Origin of the sequence: Peribacillus sp. FSL H8-0477 (assembly GCF_038002765.1) — a bacterium.
Classification (GTDB): Bacteria; Bacillota; Bacilli; order Bacillales; family DSM-1321; genus Peribacillus.
This window is the reverse complement of sequence record NZ_JBBODE010000001.1, coordinates 1,543,930-1,569,848: the sequence shown is the minus strand read 5'-3', so window position 1 is coordinate 1,569,848 and position 25,919 is coordinate 1,543,930. Positions and strand designations below refer to the sequence as shown.

Below are 25,919 nucleotides of genomic sequence, written 5' to 3'. Positions count from 1 at the left end.
TTTTTCTATTGCTATTTTTATGTTAAAAACAATACTAATTATGATTCTAAGCGGGTTGTGAATTAAAGTTTTCTACTTCAAAACAGAACCCGTTAATTATTTGGGTCACTTTTTTTGTTTACTTTAAATTTTCTGGATTCAGTTTTTCTAATTCTGGAATGACAAAAATTCCGTCTTTGCGGATGAGTACATCATCAAAATAGATTTCGCCGCCGCCGTATTCAGGTCGTTGTATATTGACTAGATCCCAGTGAATATCGGAATGGTTGCCATTTGAAGCTTCTTCATAGCATTGTCCCGGTGTAAAGTGGAAGCTTCCATCAATCTTTTCGTCAAATAAGATATCCTGCATAGGAGTTTGGATGAAGGGGTTGACTCCAATTGCAAATTCTCCAACATAACGTGCGCCTTCATCAGTATCAAATATTTTTGTGATGCGTTCTGTATCGTTTGCTTTTGCATCAATGATTTTTCCTTCTTTGAATGTGAGTTTTACATTTTCAAATGTGAAACCTTGATAAGGGGATGGGGTGTTATATGAAATAACGCCATTAATGGAATCCCTTACTGGTGCTGTATAGACTTCACCGTCTGGAATGTTCATTTCTCCAGCACATTTGATTGCTTTGATACCTTTGATAGAGAAGGATAAATCAGTTCCAGGTCCTGTGATTCTGACTTTATCTGTTTTATCCATTAGCTCAACCAAGCTGTCCATGGCTCCACTCATTTTCCCATAATCTAGATTGCATACATCAAAGTAGAAGTCTTCAAAGGCCTCAGTACTCATTTTGGCAAGTTGAGCCATTGATTGAGTTGGGTAGCGGAGAACAACCCATTTGGTTTTCGGGACACGAATATCGCGATGTACCTTTTTTCCGATTGTGCGGCCGTGAATAGCCATTTTATCGGATGGGACATCGGCTTGTTCACTGATATTGTTTCCTGCACGAAGGCCAATATAAGCATCCATTTCTTTCATGACTTTAGCTTCATAGTTAGCCATCATTTCATATTGTTCTTCTTTAGCACCCATAAGGAGGGCACGGTCTACTTGATGGTCTTTTAAAGATACGAAAGGGAATCCGCCGGCAGCATACGCTTCTTGAACGAGGGCTGTAACTAATTCGGTTTGTATTCCAAAATTCTCAATTAAAACTTTTTCACCTTTTTGAAGATTAACTGAATAATTTATTAAATTTTTGGCTAATAATGTAATTCTAGGGTCTTTCATCAGGTATTCCTCCATATATGTAATATTTTTACCTTTCTATTGTAACCGATTTCCTTGAATTCTTCCTGAATTTATTTCGGGATTTGAAATAATAGGTTTGCAGGTGAAAATTATTTTCTGAAAAATAAAGGTATTTAACTTTCTTTCTTGAAAAAATAAATAGTTTATATTATTCCCTTTAGGGTATTTAAACTAGTAACATAAGGGATATATTGTTGTTGGATTATTCGTGGAGGTGGTCAAATGGAAATTGTATTATATTTAAGTGCTGCAGTTGCAGCGATTGCGTTTTTAGTTTTAGTATTTTTCTTAGGCAATACATTGAAATCTTTACAGGTTACTTTAGACAGTGTATCCAAAACACTTGTCGGTCTTGAAAGTCAAATGCAGGGTATCTCATTAGAGACTACACAGCTCCTGCACAAAACAAACGTTTTGGCAGAAGACTTGAAGGAGAAATCTGAAAACCTGAATACAGTTGTTCATGCTGTAAGAGATGTAGGAACCTCTATCCAGAGTTTTAATACATCTATTCAAAAGGTTTCAAATAAAGTACAACAGGAAATAGATGATAATCAGGAAAGAATTTCACAAGTTGTCCAATGGAGTAATATTGCAATGGAAATTCGTGAAAAGTGGAAAACAAGAAAAAGACAACCTGAAGACTCATCTGTCCCAGCAGCCATGGTAACAAAACCTGAAGTTGAAACAGAAAGTATACCGAAAAAACGCTTTTTACGATCTACTAACTAATTTCAAATTTGAGAGGAGAATGTAACATGGTACAAAAAGATTACCCAGTAAAGGATTATACAAGAGATAATCAAAGATCGATTGAAGAAGAAAGAGGCAGCAAGAGCTCGAAGGATTTCGTAGTAGGAGCAATCATTGGCAGTATTGTTGGTGCAGCTACAGCACTTTTCATGGCACCAAAGCCTGGTAAAGAGCTTCGTAATGATTTAAACGTCCAAGCCAAATCACTTACTGAGAAAACCGAAAAACTTCGTCAAACTGCAATGGAAAAGGGTTCTGATTTAATGGAAAAAGGATCTGGACTTGCTGAAACTGCAATGGAAAAAACAAAACCAGTTGCAGATATTGTAACTACCAAATCAACGGATATACTTAACAAAGTAAAAGGGTTAAAACAATCACAAGAAGACCCAAATGTTAAGAATACTGGAAATGACACAAGTGATCTTGGTGATTCTGATGGTTCAACAGGCTATAATAAAGCTCCAGTTGCAGCCGTAGAAGTGAAAACTGATACCAATACAGGAAACACGACTACCACTGGCAATGCTAATGCAGCTAAACTGAAGCTGGATGAAACAAAAAAAGCATTCGATGAGACAGAAAATAAATACAAAAAATAATTTGTAAGAAAAGACGCTGAAGTGTTACGATACTTTCAGCGTCTTTTTAATTTGTAAAGGGGGTAAAATTCTTGGCGGGTAAAAAAATTGAAACAGAAGAGCAATTTAATAAACTTCTTACCAATGAATTCTTTCTTTTGTTTAAACATAGTTTAACTTGTCCGGTAAGTGGAGCGGCTTTTGATGAGTACCAATCGTTTATTTCTGATAAAAATGACTTAGAAACAGCCTTCTTAGCTGTTCAGGAAGCTAGACCGTTGTCCAATTATGTAGCAGAAACGTTTGGAATCAAGCATGCATCTCCACAAGCTATTTTGTTTAAAAATGGACAACCAATCTGGAATGATTCACATTGGAGAATTACGCAGGAATCGTTACAAACAGCTTTAGAGCAATAAATAGGAAGAGCCAGATGCTAACCTCTGCATCTGGCTTTTTTTATTTATGATTATGGATGGTGGTAGGCCAGAGAATCTTAAGTTCATCACCGGATGCCAGCGTTTCATGAAAACTGGTTTCTTGATTATTTTTTATTAAAACAAAGCGCCCTGCTGAATGCTTAGGCATATCAATTTCGACATGTCGGAATAAGTCTTGGAATATAAAAGGCTCCATTTTGTGTTGAATGAAAGAGATGGAGTCTCCATCGGTAACCTGATCCGTATCTTTTAACAACTGTCCTTCTTTGTAAAATTCGGTTAGCTTTTTTGACAAAATGATGCGTTTGCCATTAAAAGAAACAGGGACTGTATAGGCTAACTGTGCCTGAATAGCTTTTGCTAAATCTGTTACCCTTGGCTGTAGAGGAGCATGGATACTAAACTTATCTCCATCCGCAAAGGATGATTCTGGTTTTACAGCTAAACCATTTTTTAAAAGTCTCCCGGCAAAGGCTGGGAGCTGCAGCGGTTTTTGATTTAGTTCAATTATAAATGGGCGTACGTTAGCTAATAAACTTTTTAATTGAAGGGAAGTTACTAATGCGCTGATCGTTGGCGGCATTATACAAGTAATGGAATCGTGATCCGCAATAAGCTCGTCTCCAGATACAGGGAATCCATTCCGTCTTACTTCAGCCTCAACAGGATATTCCTGATTATTTATATAAACGGTACAATGCGGAATATGATCAAGTAAGTCCTTGATTGGAAGCATAATTGGCTCGGCGTCCAGTCCTTTTTGAATGGAGATGTCATCATTGCTTTTTACAGGATCATCAAGGGAAGCGGAGATACCATTCAGAGTGAGTACAGGCTTACCGCCTAGTTTCCCTGGTATGGTTACAGGCTGACCGTTCACCTGAACCATCTGCGCCATTCCAGGCCTGCCAAAAAGCTTAGTCAAACGAATCCCCGCCGTGAGCAGACAATCAGCAACCGTGAGTCGTTTCATATCAAACAAGCGAATCGTTTTTCCATTAACAATGACGCTTAAATAGCGTATTGGATTACGATGTGCTGCAATAGCAATTCCGATAGGAGTAACAAGCTCTGGTCCTTTTTTTACATGAGCGGCAATTTTAATATCTTGTATCGCTTCAATCCCTCTGATAGCCACTCGATTCGAGGGCAAGCTTAATTTTTCAGCTATCATTGACGGTAATTCTGGTGTTAGACTTCCACCGCCAATGAGCATAATGGCCTTTGGTGCTTTATTATTATTGAGAGCAAGAATTTCATGACTGATTGAGTGAGCTAACTTTTCAATGGCGGGATTTAACTCTGTAATCACTTCTTGTTTGCTAAGTTCAGTTGTAAATCCAAGAATATCAGTTACGGATATACTGTCCCGCTCAGGATCGCTTAACTCTATTTTTGCTTTTTCAGCGAGTGGAAAATCAAGAAGGAGCTGATCGCTGATTGCTTCAGTAATTTCGTCGCCTGCTATTGGAACCATTCCATAAGCAATGACCGTTCCTGAATCAGTCAGCGCGATATCGGAAGTCCCAGCGCCAATATCAACGAGAGCGACGTTTAAACGCCTCATAGAAGGAGGTATTAGAACATTAATAGCAGCAATCGGTTCAAGTGTTAAAGCCTGCATATGGAGCTCAGCTCTCTTTAAAGCGGCAGCTAACGATTCAACGACGACTTTAGGCAGGAAGGTTGCAATAATCTCTACCGAGGCTTCATAGCCGCTCTGATCGATTAAACTGCCGATTTCTTGGCCGTCAAGCCGATAGAAAAGTACAGAATACCCTACACAAAAATATTGTGTACTTTCTTGTAAGGCCATTTTTTCGGCGACGATTGCTTGAGCTTGTTGAACAGCACACAATTCAAGATGCAGAATATCCTCCTGCTGGATCATGGGTTTGTCCTTAATGTTAATTACTTCTACAGCTCTTTCCGTTTTAAGTGCACGTCCGGCAGCTGCTACGGACACATTCTTAAGGGGACCGTGTTTTTCCTCAAGTTGATTCTTTATAGCCGTGATGACTTTAGAAACAGCCAATACATCATGAATTTGTCCATCCAGCATGGCCCGCTCTGTATGCTCTTGGGATAGGATATCCTTTACCTCATATGTAGTATCCTGTTTTTCAAGGATAATACCGACCACTGATCGCGTACCAATATCGAGGGCAAAGAGTTTTTCCGGCAATACAAACACCTCTTTAAGTAGTTATAATACGCTTTAATGCTTAAAAGCGTTTCTTTAATAAAGAAATAAATAGTGACAATCTTCAGATTTTCATTTATACTAATCTAAATTATATAAGAAATGTACCATATTTTTTAAATTCTTGACAGTTGTCGGATATAAAAGGAAGAATATCCGCAGATTTGAGCAATCTGCAAAAGATAAGTGTTGAGTATGTAGTAAAATAGACAGTCAAAGGGGACGGTTTGAAATGAGCAACAAGGATCTTGAAACTCTGAGAGAAAAGCTTGATGACATCAACCTTGATTTATTACATCTTATTAACCAACGTGCGGGAGTTGTACAAGAAATTGGCCGTGTAAAAGAAAAGCAGGGCGTTAATCGTTATGATCCAGTTCGTGAAAGAGAAATGCTGGATCTTATCGAAGCGAATAATGAAGGACCATTAGAGCCTGCTTCCCTTAAACATATCTTCAAGGAAATTTTTAAGGTTGGACTGGATCTTCAAGAAGAAGATCAAAAGAAAGCCTTACTTGTATCAAGAAAAAGAAAAGCAGAGGATACCGTTATTGACATTAAGGGTGAGTTAATAGGGAACGGAATTCCGAGCTTTGTATTCGGACCATGTTCAGTTGAATCCTATGAGCAAGTAGCTGCTGTAGCAGCAGTTGTAAAAGCGAAGGGTCTTAAGTTATTACGCGGAGGCGCTTATAAGCCGCGTACCTCACCGTATGACTTCCAAGGACTTGGGCTAGAGGGATTAAAAATACTAAAACAAGTTGCCGATGAATACGATTTAGCTGTCATTAGTGAAATTGTAAACCCAAATGATATTGAAATGGCTTGTGAGTATATCGATGTTATACAAATTGGTGCAAGAAACATGCAGAACTTCGAGTTGTTAAAGGCTGCAGGAGCTGTGAATAAACCTGTGCTGTTAAAACGAGGCCTTGCAGCAACAATTGACGAATTTATTCATGCTGCTGAATATATCATGTCCCGAGGAAATGGCAACATCATTCTTTGTGAACGTGGAATTCGGACATACGAACGTGCAACAAGAAATACACTTGATATTTCAGCTGTACCGATTCTAAAACAAGAAACGCATCTGCCTGTTATGGTTGACGTAACTCATTCTACTGGACGTCGTGATCTGCTGCTTCCAGCGGCAAAAGCGGCATTAGCAATCGGCGCTGACGGAGTTATGGCTGAAGTACATCCAGATCCATCGGTTGCATTATCCGATTCTGCTCAACAAATGGACTTCAAACAATTTGATACTTTCTATAATGAAATTAACAAGTTGAACTGGGTATCATTGTAATTTTCTTTAGTGAAAACAGCTCCCTTCCAATTCGGCTGGGGAGCTGTTTTTTATTTGTGCTGAACTTTATTGATAAATTTGTTATATAATTAGGAACAGATACATTGCGGACAAGGGTTCTCCTGTCGTATGATAGAGTAATACAGTACGTTTATACAGTAATGGATAAGTGTATGAAACGACTTGAATGCTCATATCTGAACAATTAAAATGTTAGATTGATTTCCTGAAGTTGACCAAGTGAATCGAGATTAACATCAGCTCTGAAGAAATATATGAAAAATCCTATATGCTCCTCTTTAGATGAGCTGGTTATAAAAAAGCTAAGATTGAGAAAAGCTGTAAATGGGAAAATTGATGGTAAGAAGGAGTGGTTTTATGAATAATATAACGATTTATGATGTAGCTCGTGAAGCTAGCGTATCAATGGCTACCGTTTCACGCGTAGTTAATGGGAATCCGAATGTTAAACCTGCTACACGTAAAAAGGTATCTGATGTGATTGACCGTTTAGGATACCGTCCGAATGCAGTAGCAAGAGGATTAGCAAGCAAAAAGACAACAACAGTGGGGGTAGTAATCCCAGACATTTCTAGTATATTTTATGCAGAGCTGGCTAGAGGAATTGAAGACATTGCCACTATGTACAAATATAATATCATTCTCAGTAATTCTGATGAAAATGAAGAAAAAGAACTTCGCTTATTAAATACAATGCTTGGTAAACAAGTAGATGGAATTGTGTTTATGGGTGCAAATATCACGGAAGAACTAGTAAAGGAATTCCAGAAGTCCCCGGTTCCGATTGTCCTTGCTGCTTCTCTTGAGGATACGAAACAAATTCCATCCGTTAATATTGATTATGAGGCTGCTGCTTTTGATGCCGTTAAGGACTTTGCTGCAAGAGGATTAAAGAATATCGCATTTGTCAGCGGTAACATTAATGATCCGATTAATCAAAAAAAATTAGCAGGATATAAGCGCGGTCTAGCTCATCAAAAGATTGAACTTAATGAGCAGTTTGTTATCGATGGCGATTATACATATGATTCAGGCATTGAATCATTCCAAAAGTTAAATGACCTAAAAGAAAAACCAAATGCTATTATTGTTGGTTCGGATGAAATGGCATTGGGAGTTGTGCATGCAGCTCAGGATCGCGGGTTTAATGTTCCAGATGATTTTGAGGTAATTAGTTTTGATAATACACGACTTACTTTAATGGTTCGCCCGCAAATCACGACAATTGTGCAGCCGCTTTATGATATTGGTGCAGTTTCCATGCGTCTTCTAACTAAGCTGATGAATAAAGAAAGTGTAGAGGATCAAGAGTCTGTTATTCTTCCACATAGAATTGAAAAACGTCAATCAACGAAATAAACGTCCAATATGGACGTTTATTTTTTTTGCTTTATGTAGGTTTCACAGAAGATGATTGATTGGAACGAATAGGGTAGAGTAATTTTTCAACCGTTAGCGCGTTTTTTTCCGTTATTTCAGGTCTTCGGGGAATTGGTTCGTAGATTCCCTCAGGATCATCCCACGATTGCGGCAGTGTGACAGGTGAGTCAGGCTGCCAAGTATCCAGCCATTCTGGCGATAATGGCCCCGTAGGGTTAGGCTGTTCAGACATCTCCATCCATAGCATTGACCAAGCGCGCGGTACCACACGCCATATGTCATAGCCGCCGCCGCCAACTGCAACCCAGCGTCCCTCACAATATTGATGGGCCAGTTTGTGAGCTAAGCGTGGAATTTCGCGATAAATTCGCATGGTTGCCGATAAATGGGTCAATGGATCAAAGTAGTGTGAGTCGGCACCATTTTGGGTGAGTATGACATCAGGTTTAAAGAACTCCATGATTTCTGTAAAGGCCGTTGTATAGGAGTCTAACCACGAGTCGTCTTCGGTAAAGGCATCGACTGGAATATTAAAGGAATAGCCGTATCCTTTTCCTTGGCCTCGTTCATTGATATTTCCTGTCCCTGGAAACAGGTACCTTCCTGTTTCATGAATGGAAAGAGTACATACCTCTGGATCATCATAAAAAGACCACTGAACACCGTCCCCATGATGGGCGTCCGTATCAACGTACAAAACACGGGCGTGATACTTCTCCTGTAAATATTTTATAGCCACTGAACTATCATTATAAATACAAAACCCAGAAGCCTTCCCGCGAAAGCCATGATGAAGACCGCCGCCTAAGTTCAATGCATGTTGAGACTTTCCTGTCATAACATAGTCTACAGCCTGTAAGGTCCCGCCAACGAGAAGAGCACTTGCTTCATGCATATCTGGAAAGATAGGCGTATCCTCAGTCCCTATTCCAAAATTCCCTGCTTTTTCTTTAGGAAGTTTTCCTTTTCCAGCTAATCTGATAGCGTTTACATAGGCAGGATCATGAATTAATTCTAATTCCTGGTCGGTAGCCATCCTTGGTTTGATGATATCCTCATCAGTAATAGCACCCGTTTTTTTTAATAAATCCAGCGTCAAGAGAAGGCGCTTTTGGTTAAACGGATGATCGTTGCTGAATTTGTATGTTAATAGTTCTTCAGAAAAGACAAACACGGCATCCTTCATAGGGAGATACCGGGAAGGCTTGGCCATATGACTTTATAGCCTTCTTTCTTTAAGTCTTCAACCACTAAAAATGGATTCATCGTTTGAACCCGCAGTACGAGAACCTTCTCACTTTCCGATTCTTTTGCAGGGTAGACGAGGATACTATGGATGTTGGTATTTCTTTTTTTAAAGATACAAGACAGGTCATAGAGAACGCCTGGTTGGTCAGGGACCTGGACTTCAATTTGAGAACCTGGTTTATTCACACCTGTTAGTTCAACATAAGATTGAAGCAAGTCAGTACCAGTAATGATGCCGACAAGTTTTTTTTCGTGAATAATTGGGAGACAGCTAATATTATACTCGCAAAAAATAGCACCTATTTCTTCAACGAAATCGAGGGGGTGTCCGGTTATGATATTGGTTTTCATAATTGTGTGGAGAGGTTTTTGCATATCCTCTTTAAAATCCTCGGTTCTAAATATTGAGGGGGAAGCGTCACGGATGTCACGATCACTGATAAGACCAACGAGATGATGCTCATGATTAACGATTGGGATATGCCGAATTCGTTTCTCTTGAATTAGTAATAAGGCGGTTTGAATGGTATCCGTTTCAGTTAGTGTGATAATCTCTTTCTTCATGATTTTTTCAACAATCATTTCTACTCCTCCTCGTAGTTTATAACCGTTTAATACATGAATCGGTTCATAAATCTTAGCTGGTCGAATTTTTGAATGGATTCGGGTTCAACTCGTTTACCGATTCTTGCCATTAAACAATTAGCGGGATGAGAACTGATTTCTGGATCATCAGTAGCATAATATTCCAGTCCTCCGGCACTCATCATTTTCTCCATAATTTTGCGATAGTCCCATACATTTAATCCGGTTCCTTTTAAATCCCAATGCCAATAATATTCTGTTGTAATGATGATGAAATCTTCCATCGCATCGTCTGTCATGGATAGGCGGATCATGTTCTTACCAACAGAGGCTCCTCGGTAATCTTTTATGACTTCTATTGCACCAAGTTCAATTAAGTCATCCATTTTGATCTCTGACCAGCGCTCTAGCGGATCTGGATATAAATAAGTGACATAACCAATAATCATTTCTTGCTGGCGGGCAATAATAATTCTTCCTTCTGGAAGATCAGCAATTTCAATTAATGCCTTATGCTGTTGTGCTGGCGGTCGGAAAGCAACTAATCCTTCGTGGAAATCATATGATTTTAATTTTTCAGCAGTAACTGGTCCTTCAATGACTAGAGTACCTCTACCTGTTTCTAATTCCATGGAATTATACGCCTTTACATGTTCCATTCTTTCACCGCCTAATGAGTATTACCTTCTATTATACATAAAAAGTAAAATCGGAATTTTAGATAACTAGTATTCTTCTGAAGTTTTTCTAATCCATTCTAAATTTGGACATATTTGTTACATGGATGTTTATGAGTATAGTAAGGGCAGAGGGATAGTGGGTTCTTAAAGTAAAAAATTGAGATAAATAGAATTATATACTATAATTATACTGTATAAGTCGAGAAAAGGGGGAACATTGTCTATGAAATTGGAAGCGCTGCCAGTAATTAAAGGTGAGTATAACTTACAAAATTATGATGAAAAGTACAAGCAGTTTGATTGGGCTGAGACAGAAAAAGAGTTTTCTTGGTCAAAAACTGGGAAAATGAACTTAGCTTATGAAGCGATTGACCGTCACGCTGAATCTGATAGAAAAGACAAGGCGGCCCTGCTTTATAAAGACGATAATCGAGACGAAACATATACATTCGACGAGATGAAGAATTTAAGTAATCAAGCCGCTAATGTGTTAAAAAACTATGGTGAGGTAGAAAAAGGGGACCGTGTATTTATTTTCATGCCTCGTTCACCAGAACTTTATATGGCCTTGCTCGGTACGATTAAGACGGGAGCGATAGTTGGACCGCTCTTTGAAGCATTCATGGAAGGTGCGGTTCGGGACCGATTGGAGGACAGCGGTGCAAAGGTTTTAATTACTACACCAGAATTACTGCCACGCGTACCGGTAAGCGATCTGCCTGAACTGAAACATATTTTTCTTGTCGGGGATAATATTGAGGAAAAGGAAAACCTGCATGATTTCTCTGCTAAATTAAAACAAGCAGATACGAAGTTTTCAATAGAATGGGTAAATCGTGACGATGGGTTAATTCTTCACTATACATCTGGTTCTACAGGAAAGCCTAAAGGCGTTCTACATGTTCATAATGCCATGATCCAGCATTATCAGAGTGCGAAGTGGGTGCTTGATTTAAAAGAAAATGATATTTATTGGTGCACAGCTGATCCTGGATGGGTAACTGGGACATCTTATGGAATTTTTGGACCATGGCTGACTGGAACGACAAATGTTATCGTAGGAGGCCGTTTTAAACCAGAATCATGGTATAAAACGATTCAGGAGTATGGGGTAACTGTTTGGTATAGTGCACCTACGGCTTTCCGTATGTTGATGGGCGCAGGTGATGAAATCGTCCAGAAATATAATTTGAGTTCCCTTCGTCATGTATTAAGTGTAGGAGAACCGCTTAATCCTGAAGTCGTTCGTTGGGGGATGAAAGTCTTTAATAAACGAATTCATGATAATTGGTGGATGACCGAGACAGGAGCTCAGATTATCAGCAATTATGCCTGCTTGGAAATTAAACCGGGCTCGATGGGAAAACCACTTCCAGGAATCGTGGCAGCAATTGTAGATGATCAAGGAAATGAACTTCCTCCCCACCGGATGGGGAATCTGGCTATTAAAAAAGGCTGGCCGTCAATGATGCATACCATTTGGAATAACCAAGCTAAATATGAATCTTATTTTATGCCGGGTGGTTGGTACGTATCTGGAGATTCCGCTTATATGGATGAAGAGGGATACTTCTGGTTCCAAGGGCGGGTTGATGATGTCATTATGACCTCAGGAGAGCGTGTAGGTCCTTTTGAAGTAGAAAGCAAGCTGGTGGAGCACCCGGCTGTTGCTGAAGCCGGTGTCATTGGGAAACCTGATCCGGTACGCGGTGAGATTATTAAAGCATTCATTGCACTCCGGGATGGTTATGAACCAACGGAAGAGCTGATTGAAGAAATCCGCCAATTCGTAAAACAAGGCTTGGCTGCACACGCAGCACCAAGAGAAATTGAATTCCGTGACAAGCTTCCTAAAACAAGAAGTGGTAAGATCATGCGCCGCGTCTTAAAAGCTTGGGAACTAGATCTGCCAACTGGAGATCTATCAACGATGGAAGACTAAAAAGAACAAACCAAGAAAGAGGCTTCCCATTAGGGAAGCCTCTTTCTTGTTACTCATCTGTATCATCATCAACTTCTTCAGGTTCGTCTGCAGGCTCAGATTCCTCTTCTTCTGCGTTTTCTTGGGAATCTTCCTCATCAGAATCAACAACTGGTTCTGCAGGTGTGGTCTCAGGTGCTTTTTTTGTGCTGCCTGTTTGAATCATAATCTGAGTGGACATTGGGGATTCGTTGCCCGCTATATCTACTGCAGTGACGTAATAGCTCCCTGCACCGCTGCTGTAGCTAAGCTTTTCTCCAGCTCGAATGCTTGCAACCTTTTGCCCGCCGTTATAAACGCGATACCCGACTACATCCCCTTCAGAATGAGAATTCCAGGCTATGGATTGCCCTGTCTGATATACCTCTGGAGGAGCAGGAACTTTTCCGTTGTCGTTTAGAACAGCGTTTGGCACAACCACGTTTTTCCAGCTGCTATTCATGGAAGCCAAAATATTTGGATCGACAAGATATTTTCCGCCAATCTTATTAAAAAAGTCTGAATTAAGTACATAACCATTGGTTGTAAATTCCTCTGGGGTAGCAGGAAGCGCGGTATATTGCTTGGTACCCACTTGTACGTACCTTCCAGTTATAAAGCTATCATCTGTCTCATTTGGGACAAACTTTGCATTAAATAGGTCTGTAGAAGCCATACCTGCTGCAGAGCAAGAATTTGAGGCAAGGAGTCCTGATACTGCACAGACAGATCGACGGACTATTCCTCCTGGCATTTCAAACCGTTCAGCTGGGTCAACAAGCTTGGGATTGACTTGATAGGCAGCATTCATTAAATCTGCCCAGAGATAAATATTCCGCTTACTATAGGAGAGTCCTTTATACGTTTGCTCCAGCGGTTTTGGTGTGTCATAGCCCATCCATGTTCCGAATGTTACGTTAGGATTCGTTGCCACGAACCAGGCATCGTTATAATCTTGACCTGTCCCCGTTTTTCCTGCCCAGTCAGAAGAAAAGGCGAGTCGGTTTCTTAAGGATGCCGCTGTACCGCTGGTTATGACATCACGCATCATATCTACTGTAAGATAAGCGGTTTGCGGAGAAAATACGTCGACTGGCTTTGTTTTGTGTTTATAAACAACTTTGCCATCCTTAGTCTCGATTTTATCAATCATGTAGGCATCAACAAAGTCGCCATTATTAGCAAAGGTCGAATAGGCATTCACATTTTCTTCTACTGTCACGCCATCGCTTAGTGCTCCGAGTGACATCGATGGGTTAACGTAATCTCCTTCAACAAGTGAAGTAAAGCCCATCTTTTTCAAGTAATTAGCTGGCCGTTGATTAATAATGTCCATGTAAAAGATGGCTGCAGGAACATTATGCGATTTTTTTAGTGCTTCACGTGCGGTGGTTAAACCTGAATAACTGCCTCCGTAGTTCTTAGGCTCCCATTTACCAACTTTAATGGGCACATTAACGGATATGGAAGCAGGAGAAATCTTGCCTAACTCTATGGCCGGTGCATAGACGAGCAGTGGTTTCATGGTGGATCCATTTGGACGCTTAGCTGCAGTAGCATGATTCAATTGTTCCCGTGAATAATCCCGGCCGCCTACAAAGCTAAGAATCTTACCCGTTTTATTTTCAATAAGGATGGCTCCGGTTTCTACTGGTTGATCAATAACCTTTGATTCTTTTGTTTCTGAATCTGTTATTCTCTGTTTTTTTGTATTCCCATAATACTGGTAATCTTTCGCTACTTTTTTCATTTTATTATATATTTTTTTATCGATTGTCGAATAAATTTTATAGCCGTTCTGATGAAGCTTACGATCAGCTATGGTCGTATACTGTTCTTTTAAATCTTTATCTTTTTCAAGGTCTTTTTCATTATAGCCAGCTTCTTTTGCAAAGATGGTTGTGAGAATTTCTACGGAACGTTTTTCAATTTCATAAGTAACCCAAGGGTATTCATCATAGGGTTGTGGTTGAGGTCCTATGAAATCCTTTACAAGGTCATAAGCTAGTGCATCTTTATATTCTGCTTCAGTGATATAGCCGCCATCAAACATTCTCTTTAGAACCGTTTTCATTCGATTCAGACCTGGTTCGAGATTTGTTTTTAATTCTCCTTTTTGGGTATATGGAGTATACCCGAATGGACTTTGAGGCAGCCCGGCAATAAAGGCAGACTGTGGGAGATTAAGCTTTTTAGCTTTAATCCCAAAAAGCCCTTCTGAGGCAGCTTGAACGCCTGCAATGTTTTTACCTGATGAGTTTCTGCCAAATGTTGAAATATTAAGATAGGTTTGAAGTATTTCTTCTTTCTCAAAGAACTTTTCGACGCGAAGCGCAAGTAGTATTTCTTTTGCTTTCCGCTCGAAAGATACTTCATTTGTTAGTATTTGATTCTTAATTAATTGCTGAGTCAACGTACTTCCGCCTGATTGAACAGAGGCATTTGTCATTTCTTGAAAAATTGCACGCATAATGGCTTTTGGTACGACACCCTCATGCTCATAGAAATATTCATCCTCTGTGGCTATAATGGCGTCAGTAAGATGTGTTGACATTTGGTTTAATAAAATTTCTTCACGTTCCAAATCAGATGTAAGTTTGCCGAGATAAACCTTATTGGCAAAGTAGATTTCTGAGGTTTCTTCATAATTGTATAAATCCTTTTTTAGGTCTGTTTTTGATCTGATTGGTTCCTCTTTTACAAGTGCAGCAAAGTAACCAGCTCCAACGCCTCCTGCAAATGAAAAACCGAGTATTAGTGTAAGTATGAATAAAAGCGTTAAGTTCCAGACAACCTGATATGTAATTCTTGAGTATTTTTTTGTTCGCTTGTCCTTAAAAAAATCAATTACCGGACGCAGCTGTGTCTGTTTATTTCTTTCATTATTTTTCATCGTATCAAACCCCCTGAAATCACATACATTATAGCATATAAGCCGTTTTGAGAATGACTACTTTTTATTATTTTCCATAAAAATGTCAAATAAAGTTGACAGTTGTCACTATGTATGATAAAAATTTATTATCTTAAAATTTAATAATGTAAAGCGATGATAGGATTAAGTAGCAAAGCTATCCCTGTTTTAGAGAGCCGGTGGGAGGTGAAAACCGGTACATATAGCGTGGTGAATTACGTCCTGGAGCATTTGCTGTGAACCATATACATTTAGCAGCAAACGGCTGATGGCCGTTATTCAGTTTAAGCGGAGGACAGGCAAGCTATGTTCTCAAGTTGGGTGGTACCGCGAATTTATTCGTCCCTTCATTTTATGAAGGGGCTTTTTTGTGTTTGTTTGCGGCATATAAAGGAGGAAAAATCGTATGGAACTTATTAAAGACCTCGAATGGAGAGGGATTATTTATCAACAAACAGATGAGACCGGTCTAACGGATCTGTTAGAAAAAGAGAAAATATCATTATATTGCGGAGTAGATCCTACTGCGGATAGTATGCATATAGGACATTTATTGCCATTCCTAACTTTGCGTCGATTCCAAAAACATGGTCACCGTCCACTTGTATTAGTTGGAGGAGCTACAGGACTTATCGGTGATCCGTCTGGTAAAAAAGAAGAAAGACAACTTCAAACACTAGATCGCGTGCTTCATAATGCGGATTGTATTAAAAATCAATTAACACAAATTTTTGAGTTTGACGGAGATAACGGTGCAGTCATGGTAAATAATTATGACTGGATTGGCAAAATTGATATGGTTACGTTCCTCCGCGACTATGGAAAATATATAGGGATCAACTACATGCTTGCCAAGGATACGGTTGCTTCACGTTTGGAAACGGGCTTATCCTTTACGGAATTTGCGTATACCATTCTACAGGGAATAGATTTCAATCATCTGTATGATCATCACAGCTGTAAGCTCCAAATTGGCGGAAGTGATCAATGGGGCAATATCACAACAGGACTAGAAATGATTCGTAAATCACACGATGGAGATACGAAGGCGTTCGGAATGACTATTCCTCTTGTAACTAAATCAGATGGTACGAAGTTTGGGAAGACAGAGGGCGGCGCAATATGGCTGGATCCAGAAAAAACATCACCATATGAGTTCTACCAGTTTTGGATTAATACAGCGGATACTGATGTAATCAAATACTTGAAATTCTTTACGTTCTTAGAGCGCGAGGAAATTGAAGCTCTTGAGGAATCAGTAGCTTCAGAGCCGCATTTACGAAAAGCACAAAAGAAATTAGCAGAAGAAATGACGAGACTAATTCACGGTTCAGAGTCGCTTGAACAAGCGGTTAGAATTTCTGCAGCATTATTTAGCGGCGCTGTTAATACGTTAAGCGCAGCAGAAATCAAGCTTGGATTCAAGGATGTTCCGACGTATGAACGTGAAAGTTCCGATGAGATTGGCTTAGTGGATCTATTAATTGAAGCCAAGATTTCTCCTTCAAAAAGACAAGCGCGTGAAGATATCCAAAATGGTGCCATTTCAATTAATGGTGAAAAAGTAACCGACGTTGCATATACGGTAAGTGACAATGATAAAATTGAAGGCGAATTCCTGTTAATTCGTCGAGGTAAAAAGAAATACACTCTCATTAAGTAATGAATAGCTGAAAACACACGCGCACTGATTAATAATCAGTGCGCGTGTGTTTTTTTAAAAAATGGGGCTGTTGATTTCTTTTCCAGGCGCTCGCTTTCTGCGGGTCTCACCTGTTCCCACCTTCCAATCCAATCAGGCTTTCTACAATTAATTTGGATATTAAGCCGATGTCTAAATTGAAACCTGAGCAAATAAATTCAGGAGGAAGTCAATCAAGATAAGGGAAAGGACGAAAACGAAGAATTAAAGAGTATGGATGGAGAGGACTAGTAACCCTGTGAAGATGAACGAACAATGCAGCCCTTCTACAAGAGGCTAAACTGTCTTGATTGAATTGTGTTTGATATCCAAAGAGGTGCGCATTAAAACCATTTCGCAAGGCTAAATAAGTACTTTTTATCAAAATGCAGTTTCTTATGCTGAGTAAAAAGCAGTAAAACAAACATGAGCTAGGAGATGCATGTTGGCTTAATTATTGGTTTCAAAAATCCATAAACACTTGCCAGTAAAAAAGAAGACTGTAGACAAGCTCGATTTCCCTCGAGTTTGTCTACAGTCTGAAAGCGCATTGGATTCATTCAGTTATGAGTAAGAAAAAAACCCCATCCGAGGATGGGGTCAAACCTATTAACGAGAGTAGTACTCAACGATAAGTGGTTCGTTAATTTCAGCAGGCAATTCAGAACGTTCTGGTAAACGAGTGAAAGTACCTTCTAATTTTTCTGCATCAAATGTTAGGTAGTCAGGAATGAAGTTAGTAGATCCAACTGCCTCTTTGATGATTTCAAAGTTACGTGATTTTTCACGAACAGCGATTGTTTGACCAACCAATACTTTGAATGATGGAATATCAACGCGGCTACCGTTCACAGTGATGTGACCGTGGTTTACAAGCTGACGAGCTTGACGACGAGTACGCGCTAAACCTAAACGATAAACAACGTTATCAAGACGTGATTCAAGAAGAACCATGAAGTTTTCACCGTGTTTACCTTGTAGTTTTCCTGCTTTATCAAATAAAGAACGGAATTGGCGTTCTGTAACTCCGTACATGTGACGAAGTTTTTGTTTTTCTTGTAATTGCATTCCGTATTCAGAAACTTTCTTACGTGTATTAGCACCATGTTGACCAGGAGCGTATGGGCGTTTTTCTAATTCTTTACCAGTACCTGTAAGTGAGATTCCAAGACGACGGGATAATTTCCAGCTTGGTCCAGTATAACGAGACATATAGTGAATCCTCCTAAAAATGTTTTTATTTTGGTAAAATAAAAACCGTTTGTGATAATCAGTTAAGACCATTTTATTTTCATGTATCTTCGCCCTAGCAGCAGAGAGTTACGTGATACACCTCTTGGAAGAGGAATAAAATGAGAGCATAAATGCATTCACATAGGCTGCAATATTTTACACAAAGACTAGTATATAATTTTTATGCGTTTTAGTCAAGGATAAAAGTTGGAGAGGTGGAATTACGTGTTAAACGTTAGTTGAAAATACCCAAAATAGTTTATTCATAAAAAGCTCGACTATGAAAATGTACCGATAAACCATGAATTAATTTACAAATTTTAGCGAAAGTACGTAAAATAATGCGGAAATTTTGGTAATTACAGTATATAATGTAAGAGAGAGTCCAGTAATTTTTTAGAGTGAATGGCAGTACTAATCTGTCTTTAGTCTTATTACTTGTATTTAGCAGCTAATGAATAGTGAGAATTTTGCAATTTAATCGTATAAGTATATTAGGGATGATAGAGATGAAATATGAAACGAGTCAAGTTTTGTACCAGTTGAAAACAGTCTTTTTTAATCATATGGACTTTACAAAAGGCCAAATTCTATATGAAGATTTTATTAAAGAATTATTGCTGAAAATGAAAAGTATTCTTGCAATAGATGAAGCCTCACTATACAAATATAATGAAGAAAAACAGCATTTTTATATGGAAGCAACAACCAGACCCCTTAAGACTGAAGTCATTAAGGCGAGAATCGAGTCTGCAATTATTCAAGAAAAACCGGAAAATGGCTGCTTTTTTACTCATCAAAAGACCCTGTCAGAGCTTGATAGCTTCGACATTTTGATACCACTTCGAGAAGAAAACAGACTGAATCGCCTATTGGGCATAAAAGAAAAGGTGCCTGGGATTCTATCTAATTTAGGACATGATGGTGAAGTACTTGTAAAAGAGTGTGTTGAGATTATAGAAACCGCTCAGAATCTTTTGGAAATAATTAATGAAAAAAGACGGTATAAAGAATTGTTCAGAGTTACTGAACATTTTCATTCTTCTATGAGTATGGATGCTGTACTGGAGAAAATCATTGAAACTCTGCGAAAGGTCTATCCAAACTTTTCACATTATTTGCTCATTTCTCATGATAATGATAATCATGGAAATCTGCCGATAAAGGATCTAGGTTATGACAGCGAAAACGTAGCGGCGATGAAGGCCTATGTGACAGGGACAATCCAACAAGAACAGATAGAGGATAGAGAGACTGTCCTATACGCACCATTGAAAGGGAAACAAGGGGTATATGGAGTGCTGCAGGTTATAGCACCAGATACAGTAACCTTTCCAAAAAATGAAATTGAATTTATTAACCAGCTGGCAGCTACTGCAGGAAGTGCTCTCGAAAATGCTCAATTGTACCAACAGTCCAAACGGTTGATTGCAGATTTACAGTTGATTAATGAAACATCGCACAAACTAAATTCTAATTTAAGATTAAGCGAGACAATGGAATTTTTGAAACAGCAAATTATCAAATCGTTTCATGCAGATGAAACAGGGCTCATCCTTTTGCTGCCTGATGGGGGAACAGGGTTAATTACTGGAAGTTCGGATTTTTTCCATACAGATGCTTCAGAATGTTATGTACAATATCTTAAAGAAAAGATCAATACAGATAAAGAGTCTTTGTTTATAGGGGACTTGAGTCAGCAATTATCCAATGAAAAATGGGAATTCCATTCATTGATGGCAATCCCAATTATGGAGAGTAATGTATTAAAGGGGTTTGCAGTGGTTTTACATCGCGAACCTTATTATTTTTCCTTTGAGATGTTTAAGCTGCTTCAATCACTCATTCACCATTCCAGCTTGGCATTGGCCAATTCCATGCTTCGTGAAGAATTAGAAAAGATGGTCATTACCGATCATTTAACTCGACTGCATTCTCGAAATTACTTGGATGAGAAAATCTATCAATCCATGGAAACAGATAATCAAGGGACCTTTATCTTAATTGATATTGATGATTTTAAAAAAGTAAATGACACATATGGACATCAAATAGGCGATGATATTTTAGTTCAACTTGGCAAGTTAATACAAGCAAATATCCGAGATTCTGATGTCGGCGCACGGTGGGGCGGGGAAGAATTAGCTATCTATCTTCCAAAGGTTTCTTTATCGGTAGGAATTACAATCGCACAAAGACTGCTTGAAAGGGTCAGAGACCTTTCATCGCCAAGAATAACGATATCCTGCGGGGTTTCTTATTGGTCTAATGAATCGATTGATAACGCTAAAGACTTATTTAAACGGGCTGATGAAGCTCTTTATCAAGCGAAGAATACCGGTAAAAATAAAGTTCTTGTGAATGATCAAAGCTTTTATACATGTAAGAATTAATAAAAACCCGGATACTAGCATCCGGGTTTTAAACAGCAGTGGTCTATAGATGGTTGATTAAGGCTTCTGTAAATTTCACAAGCATGGTTTCATCCAGTTCGGTGAATCTTCCGACAGAAGGGCTGTCAATATCAAGAACACCAATTAGGTCATTATCCTTAATCAAAGGGATAACAATTTCTGAACGAGAAGCAGCATCACAGGCAATATGTCCAGGGAATTCATGCACATCTTCTACACGCATCAGTTTTCTTTCCGATGCTGAGGTTCCACAAACACCTTTTCCAAATGGAATTCGTACACAGGCTGGAAGGCCTTGGAAGGGTCCGAGTACGAGTTCTTCTTCTTTGGCGAGATAAAAACCAACCCAATTGATGTCAGTAAGGAACTGATTAAGAAGCGCAGAAGCGTTGCTTAAATTAGCAATTTGGTCTGACTCATCTTCTATGAGGGCAAGTAATTGCTTAATAACCATTTCGTAATCTTTTTCATTATTTCCTTTATATGTTTCGACAGTAAACATAAACATTCACCCTGCTTCTTTGAATTTTTACAGCTATCTTCCTAAATTTTTTAAGGACTGTATAAGTTGTCGAGAACTAATTACAGGAATCCCGCTTCTGTCAAAGAATAACAACTAAAGAGAGACTATTCTTTAGGAAGCGGGGGATCGCAGATGAATCGTCAGACTAAAACTAAACAGGCTATTCTTGATGCAGCACTTTATTTGTTTCATCTAAAAGGTTTTCATGCTACTTCATTACGTGATATTGGACAAAAAGCCCAAATAAATCCAGCGAATATCGCTTATTATTTCAAAAATAAGAATGGATTACTAGAGTTTTGTCTTACTTCCTACTTTGAAGATTATATAGACGTGCTGGACCGGAATATTCAAGTGCTTGATGAAAAAGGACCACAGGAGTGTTTAATGGATTTAGTACGAGAAATTCTGCATTTTCAGGCAAAAAACTTTCTAGCCTCTAGTTTTATATATGGAGAAACAGCTCTGGATTCGAACCTTAACCGCGAGATTCTTTCGACTTACTATATGAAAGAGAATTATTATTTTCAAGTAGTTTATGAAAAGGGCTTTAAGGAAAAATTATTTCGTCACGTATCGTTTCCTATTTCAATGCTTCAATTAAAAGGCCAGCTTTCGGCACCCATTATACATGCTCGTTATGCAAGAGAAGTACTGCACATTTTCCCTCAAGAAAGTTATTATATTGAGAAATACATTGAAGATACTATTCATTTTTTACATGGGACACTTTTTAATAATGAACCAGTAAGGAAACTAGCACTGTCCTAAACTTCCATAGATTATTTCGCTTGAATAAGGCTTTCAAAACCACGGCCTACGTCTTTTGCCACATGGGCGTCTGACCCGAAAACTAACGGAATACCTAGTGCTGATGCACGTTTGGCAAATCGTTCTGGAGGGTAGGGTTCCAGACACAACGGTTTTGAAAGGCCGGCTGCATTATAATCGAGTGAATAGCCTTTTTGTTTTATTTGCTCAAGAATACGGTAGATTTGCTGATCGAAGTTTTCTGAGACTGGGTACTGTTTTTGAAATTTTTGTGCCAGTGTTATATGCCCGATTCGTTCTGGTTTATAGTTGCCAAGGTCGGCGGCAATCGACATCGCAAGCGTATCGTAATATAGGCGGTATACATTTTCAACGGATCCTAGAGTTTTAGCAATCTGGCCAAATATCTCTGCACTGAAATCAATACAATACCACTGATTTTCATGCTTGATAAAATGGACAGACAATATGCTGTCATCTAGATATGTTCCATTTTCATCTAGAAAATGTTTTATCTCCTGTTCATAACCTTCGATGAAATCTACCTCTAAACCAATTTTTATGTCAATCTTTTGCGAATAGCACTTCTTGATTGCTTGCAGTTCTTGAAAATAAGAAGTAAGGAATGCCGGATTCATTCCGCTGTCCTGATTAGGTGTTGGATCAATGAATCCGGAAGGCAAAGGGGCATGTTCGGTAAACGTAATCTGGTTTAATCCTAAATCAAGAGCTCTTAGAATGTACGCTTCAAATTGATCGCTTGATCCGTGTGGACAAAAAGGTGAGTGTAAATGGTTGTCACTTTTCAAGGAATTTCCCCCTAAATACAATTTTTGTATACAGTTTTATGCGAAATATTCATTTTTCTGGTCAAAAATTATTGCTAACATGGTATCATAAAAGCATTGAATTAGACATTTTAACTTTTATATAAAAGTAGATAGTACGACGGAGGCTTTAGAACAGGGGGCATATAATGGAATACATACTTGGTGTGATTATACTTATTTTAGCTTTAGTGATATGGAGTTACCTTACTAAGAAGAAGCATTTTAAAGAAATAGACAGGTTGGAAGCGTGGAAAAACGAGATTATGACCAGCCCAGTACTTGAAGAGCTTTCAAAGGTAAAACAATTGAATATGACCGGAGAAACAGAGGTTATGTTCGAGAGATGGCGTAGTGAATGGGATGCGATAATCACGGTTCATATGCCTGATGTAGAAGAACTATTTTTTGATGCCGAAGAATATGTAGACAAGTTTCGATTAAGACGTTCTAAGGAAGTGCAGCAGAAGGTCTCCGTTAAATTAAAAGAAATTGAAGCGACCATTCAAAAGATTCTCGCAGAATTGGATGACCTTGTTGGCAGTGAAGAAAAGAACCGTGTCGAAATCGAGGAAATTAAGGAAAAATATCGTTATTTAAAGAAATCGCTGCTTGCTCACCGCCATACATATGGAAATGCTGCGGACCGATTAGAAGCACTGCTGGATGAAGTTACAGGTATTCTTCAGCAATATGAAACGGCTACTGAAAACGGAAATTATTTAAATGCTCGGGAGCTTGTTTTATTGATCAAGGACAAGCTGGCAAGTGTGGAACATAAAATGGAAATGATTCCGGATCTTATGGCAGAAGGATTAGTTTCTCTCCCTAATCAATTAGCAGAGCTTAAGGACGGATATTTAGATATGGTAAATCAAGGATATCCCCTTGAACATCTTCAATTTGATAAGGAAATTTTCCAGCTTGAACAAGAATTGGAACATTATAAAGCTCAAATAGATGTGGCAGAAACAGAAGAAGTAGCAAAAGGAATTCAAGATCTGAATGAAAGTGTAAATGTTTTATATGACTTACTTGAAAAAGAGGTTCTTTCAAGACAATACGTCCTCGAAAATAAAGTGAAAATTAACGAGCAAATCCAGATTCTTGAATATGAAAATGATAAGCAGAAGGCAGAAACCGTTATTGTTCAGCATAGTTATCACTTGAATGAAAATGAGCTTGAAGGACAGAGAAAGCTTGAAAAACATATTCAATCGCTTTCGAAACGTTTCCGTCTGCTCTCACTTAAGATAGCTGAGAATGCCTCGTCAAATTCAGTACTTGGTGAAGAAATGCAAGAGATTGCGGATAAAATTCAGCACCTGAAAGATGAACAAGTTATATTCACTGGTAAACTTCAAGCGTTGCGGAAAGATGAGATGGAAGCTCGTGAAACGCTGCAGGAATTAAGGCGGAAGATGAGCGAAACAGCAAGAATTATTTCCAAAAGCAATATTCCAGGTTTACCGGAAGATTATAAAGCGTATCTGAGGGAAGCAAAAGAAAGCTTGGCAGATGTGGAAGATAAACTAGAAGAGAAACCTTTGGATATGGCCTCAGTACAGATTTTCCTTGAGAAGACTGTAGCATCTGTTGGAGAACTTCTCGAAAAAACAGAAACCCTGATTGAAAAGATGTACCTTGCTGAGAAGGTTATCCAATATGGAAATCGCTACCGCAGCAAATATCCTTCTGTAGCTGAAGCTTTAAGATCGGCTGAGGAGAAATTCAGGGATTATGAGTATGAAGAGGCCTTGAATACGGCTGCAACCGCCATTGATAAAGTAGAACCTGGAAGTTTAAAACGAATGAATGCCGATTTAGAGCATATTTCTTCTTAATAGATAGAAAGAATGGAACCAATGCGGGAAAGCATTGGTTCTTTTCTTTTGGAGTCAGTCCTTTCTTCCTATTCATCATTATGTTAAAATTAGTAGTTGCAAATATAAAAATTAAAAGCTGCCTAGCGCAGCTTCTTATAGAATACAGGAGGGTGAGGCTATGATTTATTTTGATAATAGCGCAACAACAAAGCCGTATCCTGAAGTGATTGAATCCTTTGCTAAAGTAGCAGGAGAATACTTTGGAAATCCTTCTTCTCTCCATGGACTTGGAGCCAGCTCAGAACGATTACTTCAGAAGGCACGAAAGCAAATTGCTGATCTCCTTAATGCAATGCCTTCGGAGATAGTTTTTACTTCTGGAGGTACAGAAGGTAATAATCTAGCCATAAAAGGGGCCGTTCATGCTGCGGCTAGGAATGGTAATCATATTATTACTACCGAGATGGAGCATGCGTCCGTCCTTGAGACCAGTCGTGCTCTTGAACAAGAAGGATTTGAAGTTACGTACCTGCCAGTTACTAAAGATGGCAGCATCGTATTATCAGACTTAATTCAGGCAATTAGAGAAGATACAATCTTAGTATCCATCATGCATGTGAATAATGAAATAGGATCCATTCAGCCCATTGAAGAGATTGGCCGATATCTGGCAGACTTTCCGAAAATAATGTTTCATGTTGATCATGTCCAAGGAATCGGCAAAGTACCTCTGGATTTTAACCAATCTCACATCGATTTATGTACCATGTCCGGTCATAAATTTCATGGTTTAAAGGGAACAGGAATTCTTTATGTTCGCAGCCATGTAAAATTGAGGCCGTTATTTACTGGAGGGAACCAGGAATCCAAACTTAGAAGTGGAACAGAAAATGTCGCTGGAATCGTTGCTATGGCGAAAGCATTACGTATGACATTAAATAAACAGAAACAAGCTAGCGATATTGCTGGAATTCGTGATTATTTGATGAATGAGCTTAAGAAAATCGACGGAGTTAAGATAAATAGTCCAGAATCAGGGGCTCCTCATATCGTTAATTTTTCGATTCCTGGTATCAAGTCTGAGGTGTTTATCCATGCTTTAGAGGAATCAGGGATATTCGCTTCAACGACCAGTGCTTGTTCATCAAAGAATAAGGCAATTAGTGAAACAGTTTTAGCCATGTTCCATGATTTATCTCGTGCAGAAAGTGTCATTCGGATTAGTACGTCTTATGAGAACAACCTAGAAGAAGCAAAAGCTGTTATACAGGCTGTCATTGAGAAAATGGCAAAACTACAAAAGGTAATGAGGTAG

20 protein-coding genes and 1 other annotated feature are annotated in these 25,919 nt (G+C 38.8%); of the genes, 11 read left to right on the top strand and 9 right to left on the bottom strand.

The features are described 5' to 3' along the window. Positions 1-118 precede the first annotated feature (118 nt). Positions 119-1,234 carry an aminopeptidase gene (locus MHI18_RS07925; RefSeq protein ID WP_340846848.1) on the bottom strand — a complete coding sequence of 372 codons (1,116 nt, stop codon included), beginning with the start codon at positions 1,232-1,234 and terminating at the stop codon, positions 119-121. A 243-nt stretch (positions 1,235-1,477) separates the two neighbouring features. Here MHI18_RS07925 and MHI18_RS07920 point away from each other — a divergent pair, with 243 nt between their 5' ends. The 3 genes from MHI18_RS07920 to ytxJ all read left to right on the top strand — a co-directional run bounded on the left by MHI18_RS07920 (position 1,478) and on the right by ytxJ (position 3,008). Next, positions 1,478-1,987: a DUF948 domain-containing protein gene (locus MHI18_RS07920; RefSeq protein WP_340846847.1), complete on the top strand. Its 510-nt coding sequence runs from the start codon at positions 1,478-1,480 to the stop codon at positions 1,985-1,987. A gap of 26 nt (positions 1,988-2,013) precedes the next feature. Beyond that, positions 2,014-2,610, top strand: a complete 597-nt coding sequence (locus tag MHI18_RS07915; protein WP_340846846.1) for a YtxH domain-containing protein — start codon at positions 2,014-2,016, stop codon at positions 2,608-2,610. Between the two features lie 71 nt (positions 2,611-2,681). After that, positions 2,682-3,008 (top strand): bacillithiol system redox-active protein YtxJ, encoded by a 327-nt coding sequence (gene ytxJ, locus MHI18_RS07910; protein WP_340846845.1) that lies wholly within the window; start codon positions 2,682-2,684, stop codon positions 3,006-3,008. A gap of 40 nt (positions 3,009-3,048) precedes the next feature. On the opposite strand, the gene MHI18_RS07905 is transcribed toward ytxJ, so the two are convergent. Then, a complete protein-coding gene (locus tag MHI18_RS07905) occupies positions 3,049-5,214 on the bottom strand; it encodes a cell division protein FtsA (RefSeq protein ID WP_340846844.1) in 2,166 nt (721 codons plus the stop codon). A gap of 250 nt (positions 5,215-5,464) precedes the next feature. Between MHI18_RS07905 and MHI18_RS07900 the strand changes: the two genes are divergently transcribed. Beyond that, on the top strand, positions 5,465-6,541 hold the full coding sequence (locus tag MHI18_RS07900; protein WP_340846843.1) for a bifunctional 3-deoxy-7-phosphoheptulonate synthase/chorismate mutase: 1,077 nt from the start codon (positions 5,465-5,467) through the stop codon (positions 6,539-6,541). A 378-nt stretch (positions 6,542-6,919) separates the two neighbouring features. Beyond that, positions 6,920-7,921: a catabolite control protein A gene (ccpA, locus tag MHI18_RS07895; RefSeq protein ID WP_340846842.1), complete on the top strand. Its 1,002-nt coding sequence runs from the start codon at positions 6,920-6,922 to the stop codon at positions 7,919-7,921. 31 nt (positions 7,922-7,952) lie between these two features. On the opposite strand, the gene MHI18_RS07890 is transcribed toward ccpA, so the two are convergent. From MHI18_RS07890 to MHI18_RS07880, 3 genes are read right to left on the bottom strand one after another with little or no spacing between them, the layout of a single operon-like run. Beyond that, positions 7,953-9,128: an acetoin utilization protein AcuC gene (locus MHI18_RS07890; RefSeq protein WP_340847615.1), complete on the bottom strand. Its 1,176-nt coding sequence runs from the start codon at positions 9,126-9,128 to the stop codon at positions 7,953-7,955. Next, on the bottom strand, positions 9,125-9,772 hold the full coding sequence (locus MHI18_RS07885; protein ID WP_340846841.1) for an acetoin utilization AcuB family protein: 648 nt from the start codon (positions 9,770-9,772) through the stop codon (positions 9,125-9,127). Before MHI18_RS07885 ends, MHI18_RS07890 begins: the two co-directional genes overlap by 4 nt. Before the next feature lie 29 nt (positions 9,773-9,801). Beyond that, positions 9,802-10,434: a GNAT family N-acetyltransferase gene (locus MHI18_RS07880; protein ID WP_340846840.1), complete on the bottom strand. Its 633-nt coding sequence runs from the start codon at positions 10,432-10,434 to the stop codon at positions 9,802-9,804. Positions 10,435-10,678: 244 nt separating this feature from the next. On the opposite strand from MHI18_RS07880, the gene acsA reads away from it, so the two are divergent. After that, on the top strand, positions 10,679-12,397 hold the full coding sequence (gene acsA / locus MHI18_RS07875) for an acetate--CoA ligase (protein ID WP_340846839.1): 1,719 nt from the start codon (positions 10,679-10,681) through the stop codon (positions 12,395-12,397). A gap of 49 nt (positions 12,398-12,446) precedes the next feature. Here the strand turns inward: acsA and MHI18_RS07870 are convergent, their stop codons facing one another. After that, complete coding sequence (locus tag MHI18_RS07870; protein ID WP_340846838.1) at positions 12,447-15,308, bottom strand: transglycosylase domain-containing protein; 2,862 nt, start codon at positions 15,306-15,308, stop codon at positions 12,447-12,449. A 147-nt stretch (positions 15,309-15,455) separates the two neighbouring features. Continuing rightward, positions 15,456-15,679: a binding site (T-box leader), on the top strand. Between the two features lie 56 nt (positions 15,680-15,735). Here MHI18_RS07870 and tyrS point away from each other — a divergent pair. Further along, positions 15,736-16,992: a tyrosine--tRNA ligase gene (gene tyrS / locus MHI18_RS07865; protein WP_340846837.1), complete on the top strand. Its 1,257-nt coding sequence runs from the start codon at positions 15,736-15,738 to the stop codon at positions 16,990-16,992. A 627-nt stretch (positions 16,993-17,619) separates the two neighbouring features. On the opposite strand, the gene rpsD is transcribed toward tyrS, so the two are convergent. After that, positions 17,620-18,222, bottom strand: a complete 603-nt coding sequence (gene rpsD, locus MHI18_RS07860) for a 30S ribosomal protein S4 (RefSeq protein WP_340846836.1) — start codon at positions 18,220-18,222, stop codon at positions 17,620-17,622. A gap of 530 nt (positions 18,223-18,752) precedes the next feature. Here rpsD and MHI18_RS07855 point away from each other — a divergent pair. Beyond that, the gene (locus tag MHI18_RS07855; RefSeq protein WP_340846835.1) at positions 18,753-20,636 is read left to right on the top strand and encodes a sensor domain-containing diguanylate cyclase; all 1,884 of its coding nucleotides are present in this window, start codon (positions 18,753-18,755) and stop codon (positions 20,634-20,636) included. A 43-nt stretch (positions 20,637-20,679) separates the two neighbouring features. Here the strand turns inward: MHI18_RS07855 and MHI18_RS07850 are convergent, their stop codons facing one another. After that, the gene (locus MHI18_RS07850; RefSeq protein ID WP_340846834.1) at positions 20,680-21,159 is read right to left on the bottom strand and encodes a GAF domain-containing protein; all 480 of its coding nucleotides are present in this window, start codon (positions 21,157-21,159) and stop codon (positions 20,680-20,682) included. Between the two features lie 153 nt (positions 21,160-21,312). Here MHI18_RS07850 and refZ point away from each other — a divergent pair, with 153 nt between their 5' ends. Then, the gene (refZ, locus tag MHI18_RS07845; RefSeq protein WP_340846833.1) at positions 21,313-21,951 is read left to right on the top strand and encodes a forespore capture DNA-binding protein RefZ; all 639 of its coding nucleotides are present in this window, start codon (positions 21,313-21,315) and stop codon (positions 21,949-21,951) included. A gap of 11 nt (positions 21,952-21,962) precedes the next feature. Here the strand turns inward: refZ and hisJ are convergent, their stop codons facing one another. After that, a complete protein-coding gene (hisJ, locus tag MHI18_RS07840) occupies positions 21,963-22,760 on the bottom strand; it encodes a histidinol-phosphatase HisJ (protein WP_340846832.1) in 798 nt (265 codons plus the stop codon). 167 nt (positions 22,761-22,927) lie between these two features. Between hisJ and ezrA the strand changes: the two genes are divergently transcribed. Together ezrA and MHI18_RS07830 are read left to right on the top strand one after the other, a co-directional pair. Continuing rightward, positions 22,928-24,622, top strand: a complete 1,695-nt coding sequence (gene ezrA / locus MHI18_RS07835) for a septation ring formation regulator EzrA (protein ID WP_340846831.1) — start codon at positions 22,928-22,930, stop codon at positions 24,620-24,622. Between the two features lie 160 nt (positions 24,623-24,782). Next, positions 24,783-25,919 carry a cysteine desulfurase family protein gene (locus MHI18_RS07830; RefSeq protein ID WP_340846830.1) on the top strand — a complete coding sequence of 379 codons (1,137 nt, stop codon included), beginning with the start codon at positions 24,783-24,785 and terminating at the stop codon, positions 25,917-25,919.